The organism is Nostoc sp. XA010 (assembly GCF_020829625.1).
In the GTDB taxonomy this organism is placed as follows: Bacteria; Cyanobacteriota; Cyanobacteriia; order Cyanobacteriales; family Nostocaceae; genus Nostoc.
Genome location: NZ_JAIVFX010000006.1, coordinates 102271 through 119450, shown reverse-complemented (window position 1 = coordinate 119450; position 17180 = coordinate 102271). Strand labels below are relative to the sequence as shown.

19 protein-coding genes are annotated in these 17180 nt (G+C 40.8%); 13 read left to right on the top strand and 6 right to left on the bottom strand.

Features of this window, described 5'->3' with window-relative positions; genetic code table 11:
- Positions 1 to 35 precede the first annotated feature (35 nt).
- The 5 genes from LC608_RS11480 to LC608_RS11460 all read left to right on the top strand — a co-directional run bounded on the left by LC608_RS11480 (position 36) and on the right by LC608_RS11460 (position 5092).
- On the top strand, positions 36 to 1151 hold the full coding sequence (locus LC608_RS11480; protein ID WP_229553666.1) for a GTP-binding protein: 1116 nt from the start codon (positions 36 to 38) through the stop codon (positions 1149 to 1151).
- A gap of 348 nt (positions 1152 to 1499) precedes the next feature.
- The gene (gene dtd, locus LC608_RS11475) at positions 1500 to 1952 is read left to right on the top strand and encodes a D-aminoacyl-tRNA deacylase (RefSeq protein WP_229553665.1); all 453 of its coding nucleotides are present in this window, start codon (positions 1500 to 1502) and stop codon (positions 1950 to 1952) included.
- Between the two features lie 104 nt (positions 1953 to 2056).
- Positions 2057 to 2398 carry a photosystem II reaction center protein Psb28 gene (gene psb28, locus LC608_RS11470; RefSeq protein WP_229553664.1) on the top strand — a complete coding sequence of 114 codons (342 nt, stop codon included), beginning with the start codon at positions 2057 to 2059 and terminating at the stop codon, positions 2396 to 2398.
- A 139-nt stretch (positions 2399 to 2537) separates the two neighbouring features.
- Positions 2538 to 3041, top strand: coding sequence for a molybdenum cofactor biosynthesis protein B (locus LC608_RS11465; protein WP_229553834.1), 504 nt, complete (start codon positions 2538 to 2540; stop codon positions 3039 to 3041).
- A 287-nt stretch (positions 3042 to 3328) separates the two neighbouring features.
- Positions 3329 to 5092, top strand: coding sequence for a diguanylate cyclase domain-containing protein (locus tag LC608_RS11460; RefSeq protein ID WP_229553663.1), 1764 nt, complete (start codon positions 3329 to 3331; stop codon positions 5090 to 5092).
- Between the two features lie 170 nt (positions 5093 to 5262).
- Here the strand turns inward: LC608_RS11460 and mraY are convergent, their stop codons facing one another.
- Positions 5263 to 6366, bottom strand: coding sequence for a phospho-N-acetylmuramoyl-pentapeptide-transferase (gene mraY, locus LC608_RS11455; protein WP_229553662.1), 1104 nt, complete (start codon positions 6364 to 6366; stop codon positions 5263 to 5265).
- Between the two features lie 78 nt (positions 6367 to 6444).
- The gene (locus LC608_RS11450; RefSeq protein ID WP_229553661.1) at positions 6445 to 6681 is read right to left on the bottom strand and encodes a DUF3134 domain-containing protein; all 237 of its coding nucleotides are present in this window, start codon (positions 6679 to 6681) and stop codon (positions 6445 to 6447) included.
- A 242-nt stretch (positions 6682 to 6923) separates the two neighbouring features.
- Here LC608_RS11450 and LC608_RS11445 point away from each other — a divergent pair, with 242 nt between their 5' ends.
- The 5 genes from LC608_RS11445 (at position 6924) to mdh (ending at position 10797) form a co-directional block, all read left to right on the top strand.
- Positions 6924 to 7508 carry a PAP/fibrillin family protein gene (locus tag LC608_RS11445; RefSeq protein ID WP_229553660.1) on the top strand — a complete coding sequence of 195 codons (585 nt, stop codon included), beginning with the start codon at positions 6924 to 6926 and terminating at the stop codon, positions 7506 to 7508.
- 313 nt (positions 7509 to 7821) lie between these two features.
- A complete protein-coding gene (locus LC608_RS11440) occupies positions 7822 to 8037 on the top strand; it encodes a photosystem I reaction center subunit IV (protein WP_229553659.1) in 216 nt (71 codons plus the stop codon).
- Positions 8038 to 8288: 251 nt separating this feature from the next.
- Positions 8289 to 9140, top strand: coding sequence for a DNA-formamidopyrimidine glycosylase (locus LC608_RS11435; RefSeq protein ID WP_229553658.1), 852 nt, complete (start codon positions 8289 to 8291; stop codon positions 9138 to 9140).
- Between the two features lie 132 nt (positions 9141 to 9272).
- Entirely contained in the window at positions 9273 to 9488 is a 216-nt protein-coding gene (locus LC608_RS11430; RefSeq protein WP_229553657.1) for an NAD(P)H-quinone oxidoreductase subunit O, read from the top strand.
- A 337-nt stretch (positions 9489 to 9825) separates the two neighbouring features.
- Complete coding sequence (mdh, locus tag LC608_RS11425; protein ID WP_229553656.1) at positions 9826 to 10797, top strand: malate dehydrogenase; 972 nt, start codon at positions 9826 to 9828, stop codon at positions 10795 to 10797.
- A gap of 75 nt (positions 10798 to 10872) precedes the next feature.
- Here the strand turns inward: mdh and LC608_RS11420 are convergent, their stop codons facing one another.
- Together LC608_RS11420 and LC608_RS11415 are read right to left on the bottom strand one after the other, a co-directional pair.
- A complete protein-coding gene (locus LC608_RS11420) occupies positions 10873 to 11202 on the bottom strand; it encodes a translation initiation factor (RefSeq protein ID WP_229553655.1) in 330 nt (109 codons plus the stop codon).
- 94 nt (positions 11203 to 11296) lie between these two features.
- Positions 11297 to 11779 carry a hypothetical protein gene (locus tag LC608_RS11415; protein ID WP_229553654.1) on the bottom strand — a complete coding sequence of 161 codons (483 nt, stop codon included), beginning with the start codon at positions 11777 to 11779 and terminating at the stop codon, positions 11297 to 11299.
- A 318-nt stretch (positions 11780 to 12097) separates the two neighbouring features.
- Between LC608_RS11415 and LC608_RS11410 the strand changes: the two genes are divergently transcribed.
- The 3 genes from LC608_RS11410 (at position 12098) to LC608_RS11400 (ending at position 16214) form a co-directional block, all read left to right on the top strand.
- The gene (locus LC608_RS11410) at positions 12098 to 12796 is read left to right on the top strand and encodes a hypothetical protein (protein ID WP_229553653.1); all 699 of its coding nucleotides are present in this window, start codon (positions 12098 to 12100) and stop codon (positions 12794 to 12796) included.
- Positions 12797 to 12858: 62 nt separating this feature from the next.
- Positions 12859 to 14766 carry a P-loop NTPase fold protein gene (locus LC608_RS11405; protein ID WP_229553652.1) on the top strand — a complete coding sequence of 636 codons (1908 nt, stop codon included), beginning with the start codon at positions 12859 to 12861 and terminating at the stop codon, positions 14764 to 14766.
- A complete protein-coding gene (locus LC608_RS11400; RefSeq protein WP_229553651.1) occupies positions 14763 to 16214 on the top strand; it encodes a DUF1802 family protein in 1452 nt (483 codons plus the stop codon). The genes LC608_RS11405 and LC608_RS11400 overlap by 4 nt, the downstream gene beginning before the upstream one ends.
- 207 nt (positions 16215 to 16421) lie before the next feature.
- Here the strand turns inward: LC608_RS11400 and LC608_RS11395 are convergent, their stop codons facing one another.
- Entirely contained in the window at positions 16422 to 16724 is a 303-nt protein-coding gene (locus LC608_RS11395; RefSeq protein WP_229553650.1) for a type II toxin-antitoxin system RelE/ParE family toxin, read from the bottom strand.
- Positions 16721 to 16987, bottom strand: coding sequence for a type II toxin-antitoxin system ParD family antitoxin (locus tag LC608_RS11390; RefSeq protein WP_229553649.1), 267 nt, complete (start codon positions 16985 to 16987; stop codon positions 16721 to 16723). The genes LC608_RS11395 and LC608_RS11390 overlap by 4 nt, the downstream gene beginning before the upstream one ends.
- Positions 16988 to 17180 lie beyond the last annotated feature (193 nt).

Genomic DNA, 17180 nt, shown 5'->3' with positions numbered 1-17180 from the left:
CATTACTATTTTTTGACTATTTAGATAACAGCGCTATGCAATCAGCAGTTACACCCGAATCTTCGGCAATGGATACGCCCAAACAAGGAATGCCAGTAACAATTATTACAGGTTTCCTCGGTAGTGGCAAGACGACTTTACTCAATCATATCCTCAACAACCAACAGGGTTTGAAAACCGCAGTTCTCGTGAATGAATTTGGCGAAATTGGCATCGATAACGAGCTAATTGTTTCCACTGGTGAGAACATGGTGGAGCTAAATAATGGTTGTATCTGCTGCACTATTAATAATGATTTGGTAGATGCAGTTTACAAAGTTTTAGAACGCCAAGAAAATCTAGATTATCTAGTAGTGGAAACAACTGGATTGGCAGATCCGCTACCAGTAGCTCTAACATTTTTAGGTACAGAATTGCGAGATTTGACTCGCTTAGATTCGATTATTACCGTAGTAGACGCGGCAAATTACAGCCTAGATTTATTTAACTCTCAGGCAGCATACAGCCAGATTGCCTATGGTGATGTAATTGTACTGAACAAGACAGATTTAGTTGATGAAGCCACATTGAATGAGTTAGAAACAAAAATTAACGAAGTTAAAGAAGGAGCGAGAATTCTCCGCACCACGCGATCGCAAGTGCCACTTCCGTTAATTCTCAGTGTTGGTCTGTTTGAGTCTGATAAATATTTTGACACAGTGGTGGATGAACACGACCATCACGATCATGAACATCACGATCATCATGATGATCATGATCACTCAACATGCGGTCACGATCATCACGACCATGACCACGAGCACCACGATCACCATCATTCTGACCATTTAGAAAATGATGGTTTTACTTCCATCTCTTTCCAAAGTGATAAGCCTTTTTCTATTAGGAAGTTTCAGTATTTCTTAGATAACCAGCTACCCTCAAATATCTTTCGAGCGAAGGGGATTATGTGGTTTGATGAAAGTCCGAAACGTCATATTTTCCACCTTTGCGGTAAACGCTTTACTTTGGATGATGATGAATGGAAAGGCCAACTGAAAAACCAAATCGTGCTAATTGGTCAAAATTTGGATCGTGAGGCTTTAATTAGTCAACTCGAAAACTGCATTTGTCTACCTTCAGCCTCTCGCGGTAAAGGATTTGGCAAATAAAAGTTAGGAGTTAGGAGTTAAGAGTTTAATATTCGTTCCCAGGTAGAACCTGGGAATGTATTCCCAATACCTCCACCATCGATTTTGAACAATGAAAATGAGAGAATAGCGTAGACCTAGCCCGTCGTATACATCGCTTCCTGACTCCCCTGTATTTACGCGCGAGTGTTTCGCCAATAATTACGTTAGTGCAGCGTTAGCGTAGCGGTAGCGGGGAACGAGCGTCCGTAGGAGCGTCATTACGAATTACGTTAGCGTAGCGTTAATGAGTCTTCGTACCACTTCGTGGAAGCAAGCTACGCGTAGCGTCTCGTAGAGAGCGTCATTACGAATTACGAATTAGTTAAAATGCGCGTTGTTATCCAGCGAGTCAAATCATCTCAAGTTGTAGTTAATGGTGAAATTGTCGGCAAGATTGGGCGGGGGCTAAATTTGCTCGTAGGCATAGCCAATACTGATACTGATGCTGAAATCGACTGGATGGTACGTAAGTGCTTGGAATTACGGCTGTTTCCCGACGATGAAGGAGACGACCGTTGGCAAAAATCTATACAAGAAATTGGTGGCGATTTGTTAATAGTCAGTCAGTTTACCCTTTACGGTGACTGTCGCAAAGGTCGCCGTCCTTCTTTTGACCGTTCAGCCGCTCCCCAATCAGCAGCAGATTTGTATAACCGTTTTGTTACCAAGTTAAAAGCTAGCGGTTTGCAGGTGGAAACAGGTCAATTTGGTGCAATGATGCATGTTACAATTGAAAACGATGGCCCAGTAACTTTGTTACTTGAAAAAGAATCAATTTAAGTATATACACTAAAAAAATGAATAACAGTAGCCTCTAGACCGTGGTGTTCTAATTGATGAGAGAATATTAAATTAACCATCACAAAAGTTTAAATTCAGTCATCATGGCGAAAATCCAGTTTTCTAGAGGTCTTGACGAAGAAGTAACTCCAGAGGTGCGCTTGACGCGATCGCGCACTGGTGACAGTGGCACAGCGACGTTTATTTTTACCAATCCAAAGATTTTAGATCAAGGTAGCACCGAAGATATTACCGGGATGTACCTGATTGACCAAGAAGGAGAGATAATTACCCGTGAAGTTAAGGCTAAATTTGTCAACGGTAAACCAGAAGCATTAGAAGCACTTTACGTGATGAAATCTCCCCAAGAATGGGATCGCTTTATGCGCTTCATGGAACGGTATGCTGAAGAAAACGATCTGGGACTGAGCAAGAATGAGGCATAGGGGAGCCAGTGCGTTGCGGAGGTTCCCTGCGTTAAAGCAACTGGCGTTATAGGGCATCGGGCATGGGGAATTGTCATGTTCAATGAATGCGCCATTTACCATGCCCAATTATCCATTAGTCAAAATTCATGAGTGACATATAATGCCACAACCCCACCCAGACTCGCCTAGAATTACGGTAACTTGTGCTGTGGTTACTGTCAGCGATACACGCACTTTTGAAACAGATAAAAGTGGCCAGCTAATTCAGCAGTTACTCCTTGATGCTAACCATGCTGTAGGAGCCTACACAATTATCAAAGATGAAGCAACCCAAATTCAAGAGCAGATAGAAAATCTAGGTAAAAGCTCAAATTTGAATGCTGTAATTTTCAGTGGTGGTACAGGCATTGCACCAAGAGATACCACTTATGATGCTATTGAAAAGTTACTAGAGAAAACCTTACCGGGATTTGGTGAATTATTCCGTTTTTTAAGTTATCAAGAAATTGGTTCGCGGGCGATCGCTTCTCGCGCTGTTGCTGGTGTTTATCAAAATAAATTAATATTCTCGCTTCCTGGTTCCACTAATGCTGTGCGACTGGCGATGGAAAAATTGATTTTACCCGAACTCACTCACTTGGTAAGTCAGGTTTCTAATTAGTCATTAGTCATTAGTCATTTGTAATTTGTAATTTGTATGAAAAATCACGAAGAATTGTGAATAACTACTAATAAATGATGACTCATGACTTCGATTTTCGCCTATGTCTAAAGCCATTGCCTTTCCACGGCGCAAGGGCTTTGGTAAAATAAGCAGCTCTGAGAAAGTTACTATAAAAACTTTTGTAAAACTAAGGCACAAGTTACAAAAATCATCCTTTGTCTACTTACATTTTGAAGATACCAGAATTATAGTGAAACGAATAAAATTTTAATATTAGATCAACAATGGAGCCTATTTACTGGAATTGCATAATTGCTCATGGCATCACTGCATTTTCATACTTTGGCATCCCCATAGTAATAGGGGTTTTCTTTGCCAAAACTAAGGCAACCATTCCTTCCAAGTTTTGGCTAGCCTTTTTCTTATCAGGTGGATTCGTACTATTTTGCGGATTTCATCACTTCCTAGCGATCTTTGAGTCACATATAGCAGTGTCGCTGCTGCACTTAGCTGTGCTCGACTCAATGGCGTTTATTTCTTTGTGTGCCTTACTCTGCCTGATGCCAACCGCTTATCAAATTGTACAGGCGATCGCCAAATCTCAAGAAAATACCCGCGAACTTCAACGCAGCCAGCAGATGCAACGCCTATTCCTAGATCATGGCCCCTTTCTAGCCTATATCAAAGATGAGCAATCTAGAATACTCTACTACAACCAGGAGCTACAGTCTAGATTTTTGGTAGATTCACAAGAATGGTTAGGGAAAACCGATAGTGAATTCTTGCCAGATCCAGAAGAGGGGCGGCAGGTAATGGAAAACGATCAAGTCGTTTTGAAAACTCTACGCCCCTTAAAGCTGATTGAAGAGGTAAAAATACCTGGTAACGAGCAGCCGTGCTACTGGCTATCGTTTAAGTTTCCTTTTAGCGATGGCGCAACGGGCGCTTGCCGCATCGGTGGGATTAGTATCGATATTACAGAATCTATTGAAGCACAGAGATCGCTCACCGATCTAAATCGGCAGCTAGAAGAAAAAACACTGAAATTGGAGGCAAAAAAACAGGAACTTATATATCTCTCAGATATGGCGGATATGCTTTATTGCTGTGAATCTAAAGATGAAGTGTATCAAGTAGTCGCTTTAACCTGTTCTAAGCTATTTCCTAATATGAGCGGTTGTATCTATATCATTGCTAATTCTAAGAATTATGTTCAGATGAATAGTTTTTGGGGAGATAAAAGAACCAGTAAAGAAATATTTTCAGCATGTGATTGTTGGGCATTGCGGAGAGGAAAATCAAACCTTTTATTGCCTCATAATTCTGGACTAATATGCAATCACTTAATAGAGCCTGTTAGCGGCACACATTTATGTGTTCCATTGTTTGGACAAGGCGAAGTAATTGGGATTTTACACATCTATGCCCTTGAAGTAATCAGTCAAGAAGATCAACAAATTACTGAGATTATTGCTAGAACCTTAGGCATTGCACTAAATAATCTCTCGATCAAACAACGTCTAGCCTATGATAACTTGCGAGATGGGATGACCCAACTATTCAATCAAGGCTATTTGCAAAGCATAACGGAACAGAGGCTAGCAGAGGCTGAACGGTCAGGGCAACCGATTAGTGTTATTTTTCTTGATATCGATAACTTCAAATCTTACAATTCGCACTATGGGCATTTGACTGCCAACATTGTTCTCCAGGGATTAGCACAACTGCTATTAAAATCTATTCGCTCCTTTGACATTGCTTGCAGATGGGGTGGTGAAGAATTTGTGATTGTAATGCCTAATATGACACTGGAAAACCTGAGAAAGCGAGTAGAACAACTCAGGATAGATGTTAAACAAATGCAAGTGAAGGACGGCGATCGCATTCTCGAAGGCATTACCGCTTCTTTTGGAATAGCTGTATCAGAACCAGGGATTACAGTCAAAGATTTTCTGAATCGGGCAAATCAAGCCATGCTTGAGGCAAAGCGAACAGGCAAGAATCGGGTTATGGAGTATGTAAATACCTATCCTATAATTAATTCATAATTAATAATTTAAAAACCCAAGCGATGAAATGAGCAAGTTCTTCGTTGGCATCAAACGTCAGACTTTACCAGTATAGAAATCTAAAACTTATAAATTTACCGTATAAAAAACAACTCCCTGGAGATATGGGAGTTGTCATTTTGTATTCGATTATTTTCTCAAAACATGATTCAGAATGGAGCGATTGCCAAACAGATGGCAGCCAAAATAGCAGCGATGACATAAAATACTCCAACCACTTGCAATTCTGACCAGCCAGTGAGTTCTAAATGATGGTGTAAGGGTGCCATTTTAAAGAGGCGCTTGCCTTTACCATCAGGACCTTTGGTGGCTTTGTAATAACTTACCTGTGCCATCACCGAAAGGGTTTCTACAAAAAAGATACCACTGAGAATAAACAGAGCTACTAGGGTGTTTGTCAATAGCGCTACAGCCGCTAAAGCGCCGCCCAGTGCTAAAGAACCGGTATCTCCCATGAAAACACGGGCTGGGTTGCGGTTATGGGCTAAGAAACCTAAACACCCACCACTTAAAGCAGCACAGAAAACCATCAACCCAGGTGCTGTAGGTGCAACTAAAGCCCCTAATGCCAAAAGTGCGATCGCTACTGTTCCTGCTGCCAAGCCATCAATGCCATCTGTTAAATTAGTCGCATTACTTTCTGCAACTAGCACAAAACCTGCTAATGGCCAAAATAGAAATCCTAAAGGTAGGGTAAAGCTCACCCAAGGCAAAGCAATATTTGTAATATTAGAAGGTTGATTAAACACCAGCCATAGGCAAAACACTGCCGCAAAACCCACCTGCAAAGCCAGTTTCGTTGCGGGAGATATACCTTTATTTGATTTACGGCGCAGAATTTGCCAATCGTCGAGCCAGCCAATCAATCCGTAGCTGACTGTCAATGCCGAAACTGCAAGCACCTCTTTAGCAAAGTTAGATAATATACAGGCAATTATCACGCCTACGGGGATAAAAAATATACCTCCCATCGTTGGCGTGCCTGCCTTTTTTAGATGGGCTTGGGGACCATCTTCACGAATTATTTGTCCAGTTTTGAGCGTTTGAAGTAGGGGTATTACCCAATAACCCACAACACCTGAACCCATAGCACACAACAGCAGTGGCAGGGTTAAGGACATACTTTGCCAGGGTAGCCTATTGGCCATCAAATCCAATAAAAATGCTGTTGTAGCTAGCCCTACGGTTAATAAAGAGGCTAGAGCGATTCCAGAAATATTTAAACCTTGCTCAGGAGATAATTTAGCGTCCACAGAAGTTTCCCTTCACTCCACACTTATTAAATTCAATATCAGCAACTAGGGTACTACCAAGTCCCTAGCCTGAAAAGGCTAATCCTCGGTGATTCCTATATCGTCATCATCATCAAGGTCATAGCCAATCCCATCTTCTACACCCATTAAGGAATCTATTTCTACTTCGTCATCTTGAAAATCCGGTTCGTGAACGTCACGCGCGATGATCCGGCGGTTGGTTTGCAACCAGTCCAACAAAGAGGACTCTTGCTTTAAGGGGATAACATCGGCTCGCTGATTACGGGGTACTTCACGTAATGGAGAGTTCAACATATCGAGAAGGACAAGAAAATGTATACGTAAGTTGACATTTAGAGTCTATCACTTGGCACGGATTAATTTAGTTATCTTTTCAACCCTTTAATTAATAAATCCGCATTCAGATAGAAATTTTTTATTTAATACGCGTATTGCTTACGCAAAACGTTTATTTAGTAATTTTTATGGTTTTACACATAGGTTATGAATATGTTGTTTATGCTGATGGTAAGGACTGATTTTTGAGGTGACAGGCGATGATCAAAAAAGCGGCTCTAATGGATGCGATCGCTGGAACAAATCGCGGTCTACTGGCTACTCAAGCACAGAAACAGGCTATCTTAGCAGCGATCGTCAATTTAGAAGATTTTAATCCTACACCCCGTCCAGTAGAAGCTAACAATTTGCTTAATGGTGATTGGCGATTACTATACACCACCAGCAAGGCTCTTTTAAACTTAGATGGTCTACCTTTGTGCAAACTGGGTCAAATCTATCAATGTATCCGGGTTGATACTGCCAGCGTTTACAACATAGCTGAGATTTATGGCTTACCTTATTTGGAAGGATTAGTTAGCGTTGCTGCTAAATTTGAGCCAGTTTCAGGTCGGCGTGTCCAAGTGAAATTTGAGCGGTCTATTATCGGCTTACAACGTTTAATAGAATACAATTCTCCGGTAACTTTTATCCAACAAATTGAAGCAGGTAGAAAATTTCCCGCAATTGATTTTGCAATCAAGAGTGATAAACAGCAAGGCTGGTTAGATATCACCTATATAGATAACGATCTGCGGATTGGCAGAGGTAACGAGGGAAGTGTGTTTGTCTTAACTAAAACATAAGCTTCTACAAAATAAACGCTTGCGAACGAAGGTACGCTATAACGTGTGCCTTGTCAAGTATGTTCTAATACCGTTTTTTGGGGAGTGCGAAGCAGGGTGCAGGGGGACAACGAGAAAGACTCGTTGCAAGTTTTTACTCAAGTCACCTTGTCCACTTGTCTCCCCTTGCTCCCTACTCCCTGCCCCTCTGCCTCTTTCCACTCCCAATTCAGACAAATAACTTAACAAAGGCTCTTGCTGCGGCCTTGAGGTTGTAGAGTGAAATCAATTAGCCCTCTAGATTGGCGATTGATAACTAAAAGGGAAAATAATCATGGTTCAACGTGGTTCTAAAGTACGTATTCTCCGCCCTGAATCCTACTGGTTTCAGGATCTAGGAACTGTGGCTTCCATTGACCAAAGCGGCATCAAATACCCTGTAATTGTCCGCTTTGAAAAGGTCAATTACGCTGGTATCAATACCAACAACTATGCTCAGGATGAATTAGTCGAGGTTGAAGCACCAAAGGCTAAAGCACCTAAAAAATAGCAGCAAAGCTACAAGGGGCTTGTTTGATGCGATGATGAAGGGTAGTCTGAAGTCTGAAGTATGAAGTCTGAAAATTTCAGTTCATTCATCTTTCACCCAAGCCTACCCTAATCTATGAGAAGCTGACCTGCGGGTATTTACGGTTTCTCTTGGGTAGTAATACGAGCCATATAAGGCTGTGTAAGTTACTACTCCATCTCTTCTTTATTCAACGCCCAAGTACATCAAAATTGCCTGCTTAATCAGTTTGAATGCCTGAACTGCCTGAAGTTGAAACAGTCCGAAGGGGCCTAAATCAATTGACCCTTAACCAAGAAATTACGGGTGGAGATGTGTTGCTCGATCGCACCATCGCCTACCCGTTTTCTGTTGGTGAGTTTGTTGATGGAATTAAAAAGAATGCCATCGCTACTTGGCATCGTCGCGGTAAATATCTCCTCGCCGAACTCTCTTCCACAGGTTGGCTAGGGGTTCATCTGCGAATGACCGGTCAACTACTATGGCTGCATCGAGATGAACCATTACATAAGCACACACGGGTTAGATTATTCTTTGGGGAACAGCAGGAATTACGCTTTGTTGATCAGCGTACCTTCGGGAAAATGTGGTGGGTTCCGCCTGGTGTTGCTGTAGAAAGTATTATGACTGGTTTGGCAACACTGGCAGCAGATCCCTTTTCACCCGAATTCACTGTCGAGTATTTAGCAAGCAAACTCCAAAACCGCCGTCGTCTAATTAAGACTGCGTTACTTGATCAATCGGTAGTGGCGGGATTAGGTAACATTTATGCTGATGAAGCATTGTTTAAGAGTGGAATTTTACCTGAAACCTTGTGTATAGATTTGCACCTAAAGCAAATTGAGCATTTGCGAACAGCCATAATTCAAGTTTTAGAAACCAGCATTGAGGCTGGCGGTACGACTTTTAGTAATTTCTTAAGTGTTAAGGGTGTCAACGGCAATTATGGTGGTGTTGCCTGGGTTTATAACCGTGCTGGAGAACCCTGTCGAGTTTGTGACACTCCAATTATGCGGATTAGGTTAGCTGGGCGATCTAGTCACTTTTGCCCCCAGTGTCAAACGGTACGGGGAGTTAGGAGTTAGAAGAGACGCGATGAATCGCGTCTGTACAAGAGAGACGTAATTAATTGCGTCTGTACAAGAGTTAGGAGTTTTTAGCTCGGAAGTCTTTTAAAATGCGGATAAGTCTAATCTAGAAATTTGAGAGGGGAATTCATGGCAGTCAAAAAAGGAGATATGGTTCGCGCTATCCGCGAGAAATTGGAAAACAGTCTGGAAGCAAAAGCCAGTGATAGTCGTTTTCCTCCCTATTTGTTTGACAGTAAGGGCGAAATTGTAGATATCAAAGGTGATTACGCCCTTGTTAAGTTCGGGAAAGTGCCAACGCCAAATGTTTGGTTACGTGTGGATCAGCTTGAAGAGTTTAAATAATTAAAAATAAGAACCCCACCCCGCCAAAGCTATGCTTTGTCTCCCCTCCCCGCAAGCCTACGGTGTACACACATCTTGTTAATGAAGCCCAAATCCTGGATTTACCCCCCTTAATCCCCCCGATGCATTGGGGGGATATATCTGGTTCTCCCCCTTGGCAAGGGGGAGTTAGAGGGGGTCAGAAGGACTTGTGTGTACACCGTAGCCCCGCAAGCAGGGAGGGATTGGGGGTGGGGTGTTAGGAGCTTATGAAAGAGGTCTAATTTAGGAGTCAGCATTAATAATTCTGACTCCTAACTCCTAAATTATTGTTGATAAAAATTGCACTTTAATAATTATGTCTTCTTCCCCTAACTCCCCAATTGTGTGTAGTTTACCTCGTGTCACCATCGTGGGTGCAGGTAGGGTTGGTAGTACTCTAGCCCAACGCGTTGCGGAGAAAAACCTGGCTGATGTAGTTCTACTAGATATTATTGCGGGAATGCCTCAAGGTTTGGCGCTGGATTTGATGGAAGCCAGGGGAATTGAAATACACAATCGCCAAATTATCGGCACAAATAATTATGCTGATACATCTGGTTCTCAAATTGTGGTGATTACGGCAGGACTTCCCCGCAAACCAGGGATGAGTCGGGATGATTTGCTGAAAACTAATGCCAAGATTGTGGTGGAAGCGGCAAAAAATGCGATCGCTCATTCTCCCAATGCTATTTTTATTGTCGTCACCAATCCGTTGGATGTGATGACTTATTTAGCTTGGCAAGCAACTGGTTTACCACGCGATCGCATTATGGGTATGGCTGGGGTGTTAGATTCCGCCCGTTTTGAAACCTTTATTGCCCTAGAATTGGGGGTTTTACCTGCTGATGTCAAAGCAATGGTGTTGGGTAGCCACGGCGATTTAATGGTTCCCTTGTCTCGTTATGCTACCGTTAACGGCATTCCCATCACGGAATTGCTGGATGTAGCCACAATTGAACGCTTGGTAGAAAGAACTCGCAACGGTGGCGCAGAAATTGTGGAATTGATGCAGACAGGAGGTGCTTTTTTTGCTCCGGCATCAGCTACTAGCGTGATGGTAGAATCGATTTTGCTAAATCAGTCGCGGTTATTGCCTGTGGCGGCCTATCTGCAAGGTGAATACGGTTTAGAAGATGTTGTGATTGGTGTTCCCTGTCGGTTGGGATGCGGTGGAATTGAAAGTATTTTGGAATTAAATCTCAGCGATCGCGAAAGAGAGGGTTTGCATACTTCAGCCCAATCTGTGCGTAAAAGTATTGAGCGATCGCAAGAAATTTTGGCTGAGTAGATCCTTCTAAATCCCCCTTAAAAAAAGGGGGACTTTGACTCAGTTACCCCTTTTTTAAGGGGGTTAGCTTTCGCGTTAACGCCGGTAATCGTCATCTGCGGGATCGCCGTAGGGATCTTCGCTGGCTGGGCGGACGTTACCAAATTCCCCTTGGTCTGCGGGGTCGCCGTAGGGGTCTTCACTGGCTGGACGTACATCACCGTAAGACGCGATGTCTCCGGGGTCGCCATAGGGGTCTTGGCTGGCTGGAATAAGGTTACCGTAAGAGGATGTATCTGCGGGGTCGCCGTAGGGGTCTTCGCTGGCTGGACGGACATTGCGATCGCGATATTCAGCATCCTCAGATTGATCGCCGTTTTCTCCCAACAAGAGATCCTTCGCCTTTCGGAAAAATTCATCTACCATAATCTGTCTCCTGATTTAAGTTCGTGTTTCCGACGTGCGCGATCGGCGTTATCCTCCGGGAAACCCGCTTTCTTATTTACACACGCTTCGCTATCTAAAGGGCTGGAGCTGCGGATGAAGTTATGCCAGTCAGATCGCGACCTGAAGTATTCCCGTTATAGCCTTGGAATTGCCGATATTGTTGTGCTTGAGATTCTGGTACTCGAATTCCTTCTGATGGTGGAGTTACCCAGTGAGCGCGATTTTCAGCATCGCGGTAGTATACACGCCCGTTCTTGGAAAGATAGTACTTACCTTGCGCTCCTTCTTTTGGAGCATTCTTATGTTGGTTGTACATGTAGTAAAGTGCCGCAGCACCTGCCAAAATTGCCACTTTTTGCCCTGTACCCAATCCTTTCTTAGCTTCGGTTTGGCGATCGCTCACTGTTCTACCAACGGTATCATCAACTGGTGGTGGTACATTAGCCTTTTGGGAACCACCTCCGCAGCTACTTAGCAAGGGTACGGTTAGCAATGCGGAAAGCAGCACTGCAAATAGACGCGAAACTATTTTACGTTCTTTATATATTGTGTTCATCGGATTTCTTCATCACCTGTATTTGCTAAAAGCCTTGCTGTTGCAAAAACAAAGTTGAAATTCCTGTTATTTCGCGTGGAATTGAAAAAACATCTACAACTCAATTTACAACTGCACAGCTACAGCGTGTCACTGTTATGATGATCGATTTTCTCAAGTATTGCATCCTGCCTTCGAGAGAAACTGCATTCATCCTAAGGAAATATATTGTTGATTTTTTGATTAATCAATTTAGCCCAAATGCCGGAATGTTAAGCAATTTCTCGGTTATGTTTTCGGGATAAATAAATTAAAAAGATACAGTTACTATGATGATCTTTGCCAAAAAATACACTCAATATAACATCACAAAATACAGTCCAAACTAGAACTCGTCTCCTTTTGGCTTTGTGGGATTTGGGAGGAACGCAGCAGGAAGTTAAGAAGGGTCAACTCACTAAGCGAATTGTATCCAAAAGCCAGAAGGTAGCAGATTATCAGGGTTCACTTAAAGAATTGCAGAATCAGGGTGCGATCGCAATCTCCAAAAAAGGATACTCTCTGACATCTGGCAAGGGTTTAGAGGTGTTGGGTGAGGGTTTGAGAAGCTCTGATTTTAAATTTGAAGGGACGATTGTCGGTACTTGGGCGGCTAATGCGTTGGTGAAGTGGATTAGTCAGATTGATGTTGCGGTAACTGGTGCAGATGTACCAGTTAATGGGAAGAGTGCGATCGCGGAGCTTTCCAAAGGAATCGCATCTTATGACGAGTTTAAATCTGTGGCGTTGGAAGTCTACGACAAGCTGAACTATGAGTACAACCTAGATAATCTGGTGCCTATTTATCGTATCAGGAGAGAAATAGGCGATCGGGTTAGTCGTGAAGATTTCAACACATGGCTGCTAGAGATTCAGGAGAAAGACATTTTGCAACTTCAGGGTGGAAGCATAGAAGATAGCGCCCCCGACAAGATTGAAGATTCCATTACTACTAAAGTCAGTGGATTACGCTGTTATGCTAAACGCCTCAATTTTTAAACTAAGTTACTCGTTTTTTACGCTTTGATTTCTTAGCCATTATTTTCAGTAAATACACAATCATGAGTAATTCTTTATCTTCATATTCAGATATCAACAAAGCTATTACAAGCCATAACCCATTTGATAGATCATTAGTAGTCAGAAATTATGATATATGGAACAAAACTTTTCCTGATGTTCCTTCCATAAATGCTCATGTATCAGATGCTGTTTATCAGGCAATAGAGCAAATTAGCATAGGAAAACGTTCAGTTATTGGTATAACTATTAAAGCTGAAAAAGGACTAGGCAAAAGTCACTTAATGAGTCGGATACGTCACCATATTCAGGATAAAGGTGATAGTTTTTTTGTCTATATGAGTGAAGTTGATTATGGTGATTTAAACAAAATACATTCTAAATTTTTAAACACATTGGCATCTAGTCTAAAACAGACTGGTAATCAAAGTGTAATGCAATGGCAAGAGTTGGCAACTACTTTACTCAATGAGGTATATAAGTCAAGCTACACTCCTCAAGAGTTAATGAAGCGATTTCCTGGGGTTTTAGCTCAACATCCCAAAATAGTTGATGCCTTGACTGCTAAAGTACTGAAACTTAAGTCAAATATTGAAAATCCTTATTTGATTCAGGCTATCTTATGGACACTTTCTTTAGATAAAGTTTCATTTGCAATTAATTGGCTTGCTGGCAGAGACTTAGCACAGTCACAAGCTGACTCTATGGGATTACCAAATACTAGTCAAGACGATAAAGAAGCTGAAGCATTCCAAACAGTATGCCAAATTCTAGACTTAATTGGTGATTACAGGACAATAGTCATTTGCTTTGATGAGTTAGAAAGTGTCACTTGTAATGAGCAGGGTTTTACAAGATCACAAGTTATTGCTTTGTTTGCAAAAGATATATATAGCAAAATTAAACGGGGAGTCTTAATTCTAGCTATGTTCGATGAAACTTGGACACAACAAGTTAAAGTTGTACCACAAGCAGATTCGGTTATTGACAGAATTGGTGAAAAGAAATTTGATTTAAGGCATCTTAATAGTGATGATGTAGTAACTCTTGTCTCCCACTGGCTGAAAGAGTTTTATGATACAAACAATTTAACTCCACCTCATCCTGTCTATCCTTTTGATGAAAATAATTTACGAGAGCTTGGTAAAGAAAAACCAATAGTTAGAAAGGTTTTACAGTGGTGTACAAATAATTGGAATTTGCCTGGTGGCCCACCGCCACCAGTAGATCGACTACATAAAATTGAAAAAGCTTTTAATAAAGAACTTGCAGCACTTGATAACACAATAGAAAATTACTTTGAAGACAGTAGTACCATAGCTAATGCTATACGTTTTTGTTTATTAACTCTGAAAGGTGAAACTGTAGAAAAAGTAAAAATATATGAAGTTGAGGAAGTTATAGTCAAAAATGTAGACAAAGGCTACCTCAACTTTAGAATTATTGGTAAGGAAGATGGAATAGTTGTCAAAATAGTAGTAGCAGTTGTACAAGAATCTAGCAATAAATTTGTGAGTGCTGCCTTGAGAAGATTAATAGATTATAAAAAATTTGATATGACTCGTGGCTGCTTAGTTCGTGCTAAAGATGTGAAACATAATACTAAAGGAAAAGAATATTTAGATGAACTACTTTCTAAAAATTTAGGAGGAGAATTTGTAAAGCTTAGTATTGAGGATATTAAGCCTCTTTTAGCAATTTTATTTGTTCAGCAAGCTTGCAAAGATTATGAAGTTAGTGAAGAGGAAATTTCTCAGTTTATAGTTCAACACAAAATTGCAGTTGGAAACTACTTAATACGTGAAATTTTAAGTGACCCATCTGGTCAAATACCTAGTGGCTTAATAAATGAAGAATGTCTTGCTGAAACTCAGCCTATACAAAATGAAAATGGAACTAAAGAACTAGATCATATGCTTGATAATTTAATTATTAAACTTGGTTTATGAGTAATCTAATTTTGCTCAATACTGCCTTATGTCTACCTTCTCCCGATGTTGAAGCTTTACTACAGGGTCGAATAATTATAGCTCTACCCCGGACATTTATTCATCCGGGGCGTTCCTTTGCTCTTTATCCGTCTGCAACCTCAATCAACGTGTTACCCGATGAACAATACTATAAGTCAAATTTATTGACGATTACCCAGAAAATTATTACTCCAATAACTTCTGAAACCGTCTGGATTCAATCTTGGGGTAAGTGTGAACTGTGCCAAATCCTAAATAACTTAGAATCGTTAAAAGCTTTGTCACAATTAAATATTTGGACAACAAAAGGATTACAAGAAGTTTTGCTCCAAAGGAAGCATATCTTTCTTGCTTATTTACGTGTCTATTTGTTGTCTCAGCCAATTGAAATACCTGTGAATCCACAAAGCCAGTTTATAGGTTTACCTGATCCGTTGAAGGTATCTGTTGATTTACCAGTATTAAACGATCGCACCTTCGCCCAACGCAAACACCAATTAGAAAAGCTAGAACCCTCGCTGCATCCTGAATTGGAAGAATTGCAGAGTGCGATCGCATCCCTAACCATTAGCCAACCAGCCGCGAAACAATTAGACGACGATATCAAAGTATTTTTGGGTTGGAGTAGTCACAAGCTAATTAAACAATCTGATCCAGATTTAGCTTGGATAAATAATATTGCAAAATTGGGCGATCGCAGCATAGAGCTAGACGAGGGTAAAAATAACTATCAAGCTGGTACAGATTTTGAAATCATCGCACGCCGTAGTCTTGATTTTTTAGGATTCAAAGTTGAAGAAAACTACAAAGGCGGTGCAGGTGGCTTAGACTTATTTTGCTCACAACCTTATGCTCTTGTTTGCGAATGTAAAGCAGGTAAAAGCATTCCTGATCGTGCAGTAGAAGAATTAGATAGGATTGGTAGAAGGCATTTAAAAGAAAATTATCTTCAAGCTGTAAGGTTAATTATTGGCCCAGGTAAACCGACTAAAAATTTGAAAGAATCTGCTGAAATATCGAAAATCAGTATTATAAATGTAATGACTCTACAAAAGCTAGTTGAATTCAAAGCAAAATATCCAGGTGCTATTAACTTAGTCGAATTACAGCAATATTTAGAACCTGGGCAAATTGACTATAAAATTAATGAATATATTGATAAAGCTGAGAGAGAGATTAAATTGCGATCGCACATTATCCAGCTTGTCAAAAATTATCTACAAAACTCAGGCGCAGAATCTGCTGGCGTTGATGCTCTACATGGTGCTTATTTCGGCTCACATCCACCACAGCCACTAAAAACAGTAGAAATGCACGAAATTCTAATAGAACTTTCTTCACCATTAACAGGCTATTTAGGAAGGATAAAAGGCAGTAATTGGAATAGCGATCGCTTTTACTTTCTCCGCGATTTACCTATTAACTAATATAGTACAATATATCTCTTTTCTTACCTTCGCGATCTTTGCGTTCTTTGCAGTAGCCTGCGGCAAGCCGCTTCTCTACGAGACGCTCCGCGAATGCGTCTACGTTTCAAAATAAATGAAGTGCATAGGCATAGCCAGAGGTAGGCATTGCTTTTACTTTCTGAATGATTTATCAATAGATAATTGTAAGTTAACTAAAACACCAACTTACTCATCTGATTCTACAAATAAAGATTCCAAATTTTGATAACCACTAACTACACGGACAATTTCGATCCCACTATTTACAACTCGATAAAGAATAATATAATTATCCAAAGGAACACCGCGCAAATCAGCTTTAATATTTCCGTAGCTGCGTCCCATATTGGGGAAATTAGCTAAATATTTACACTTTGTATCAAATTTCTCAATAAAACGCTCCCCAGCATCAATATTTATCTTGACAAAATAATCAATAATTTCTGATAAATCCTGACTGGCTTTTGGAGAGATAATATGTTGCTTCATGCTTGTAATTCTCTCGCTTTCCGCAATTTATCTCGCAATTGTTCAACTACAACTTCTCCATCAATACCTTCCCCTCTATCCAGTTGCTCAATAGCAACCTCAACTTTTTCGCGTGTTTCTTCAACCCACTGTTGATAACCTTTTTCCCACTCTAATAGCAACTTCAATGCTTTACTAATCACTTCTTCAGGATTCGCATATCTACCTGTAGCAATTTGCGCTTGGATAATTTGCTCTAGTTCAGGTTTAATTTGTATATTCATGATTGATATTCTAGTTTATTGACAGCTTTAAGTTCATTTTAACAACATTTAAAGTTAAATAAATTGAATGGCGTAGGCGTAGCCAGGCGTAGGCATCGCTTTTACTTTCTCCGCGATTTACCTACTAACTAAAAATAATACAATATATCTCTTTTCTTACCTTCGCGATCTTCGCGTTTTTCTCCCAAGGGGA

What these genes read in the sequence shown, in the direction of transcription:
- LC608_RS11450 (WP_229553661.1), bottom strand. Translation starts at nt 6,681, where the DNA reads ATGTTGAACTCTCCATTACGTGAAGTACCCCGTAATCAGCGAGCCGAT.
- psb28 (WP_229553664.1), top strand. Translation starts at nt 2,057, where the DNA reads ATGGCGAAAATCCAGTTTTCTAGAGGTCTTGACGAAGAAGTAACTCCA.
- LC608_RS11430 (WP_229553657.1), top strand. Translation starts at nt 9,273, where the DNA reads ATGGCAGTCAAAAAAGGAGATATGGTTCGCGCTATCCGCGAGAAATTG.
- LC608_RS11420 (WP_229553655.1), bottom strand. Translation starts at nt 11,202, where the DNA reads ATGGTAGATGAATTTTTCCGAAAGGCGAAGGATCTCTTGTTGGGAGAA.
- LC608_RS11400 (WP_229553651.1), top strand. Translation starts at nt 14,763, where the DNA reads ATGAGTAATCTAATTTTGCTCAATACTGCCTTATGTCTACCTTCTCCC.
- dtd (WP_229553665.1), top strand. Translation starts at nt 1,500, where the DNA reads ATGCGCGTTGTTATCCAGCGAGTCAAATCATCTCAAGTTGTAGTTAAT.
- LC608_RS11445 (WP_229553660.1), top strand. Translation starts at nt 6,924, where the DNA reads ATGATCAAAAAAGCGGCTCTAATGGATGCGATCGCTGGAACAAATCGC.
- LC608_RS11435 (WP_229553658.1), top strand. Translation starts at nt 8,289, where the DNA reads ATGCCTGAACTGCCTGAAGTTGAAACAGTCCGAAGGGGCCTAAATCAA.
- LC608_RS11390 (WP_229553649.1), bottom strand. Translation starts at nt 16,987, where the DNA reads ATGAATATACAAATTAAACCTGAACTAGAGCAAATTATCCAAGCGCAA.
- LC608_RS11395 (WP_229553650.1), bottom strand. Translation starts at nt 16,724, where the DNA reads ATGAAGCAACATATTATCTCTCCAAAAGCCAGTCAGGATTTATCAGAA.
- LC608_RS11415 (WP_229553654.1), bottom strand. Translation starts at nt 11,779, where the DNA reads ATGAACACAATATATAAAGAACGTAAAATAGTTTCGCGTCTATTTGCA.
- LC608_RS11440 (WP_229553659.1), top strand. Translation starts at nt 7,822, where the DNA reads ATGGTTCAACGTGGTTCTAAAGTACGTATTCTCCGCCCTGAATCCTAC.
- LC608_RS11405 (WP_229553652.1), top strand. Translation starts at nt 12,859, where the DNA reads ATGAGTAATTCTTTATCTTCATATTCAGATATCAACAAAGCTATTACA.
- LC608_RS11460 (WP_229553663.1), top strand. Translation starts at nt 3,329, where the DNA reads ATGGAGCCTATTTACTGGAATTGCATAATTGCTCATGGCATCACTGCA.
- mdh (WP_229553656.1), top strand. Translation starts at nt 9,826, where the DNA reads ATGTCTTCTTCCCCTAACTCCCCAATTGTGTGTAGTTTACCTCGTGTC.
- LC608_RS11480 (WP_229553666.1), top strand. Translation starts at nt 36, where the DNA reads ATGCAATCAGCAGTTACACCCGAATCTTCGGCAATGGATACGCCCAAA.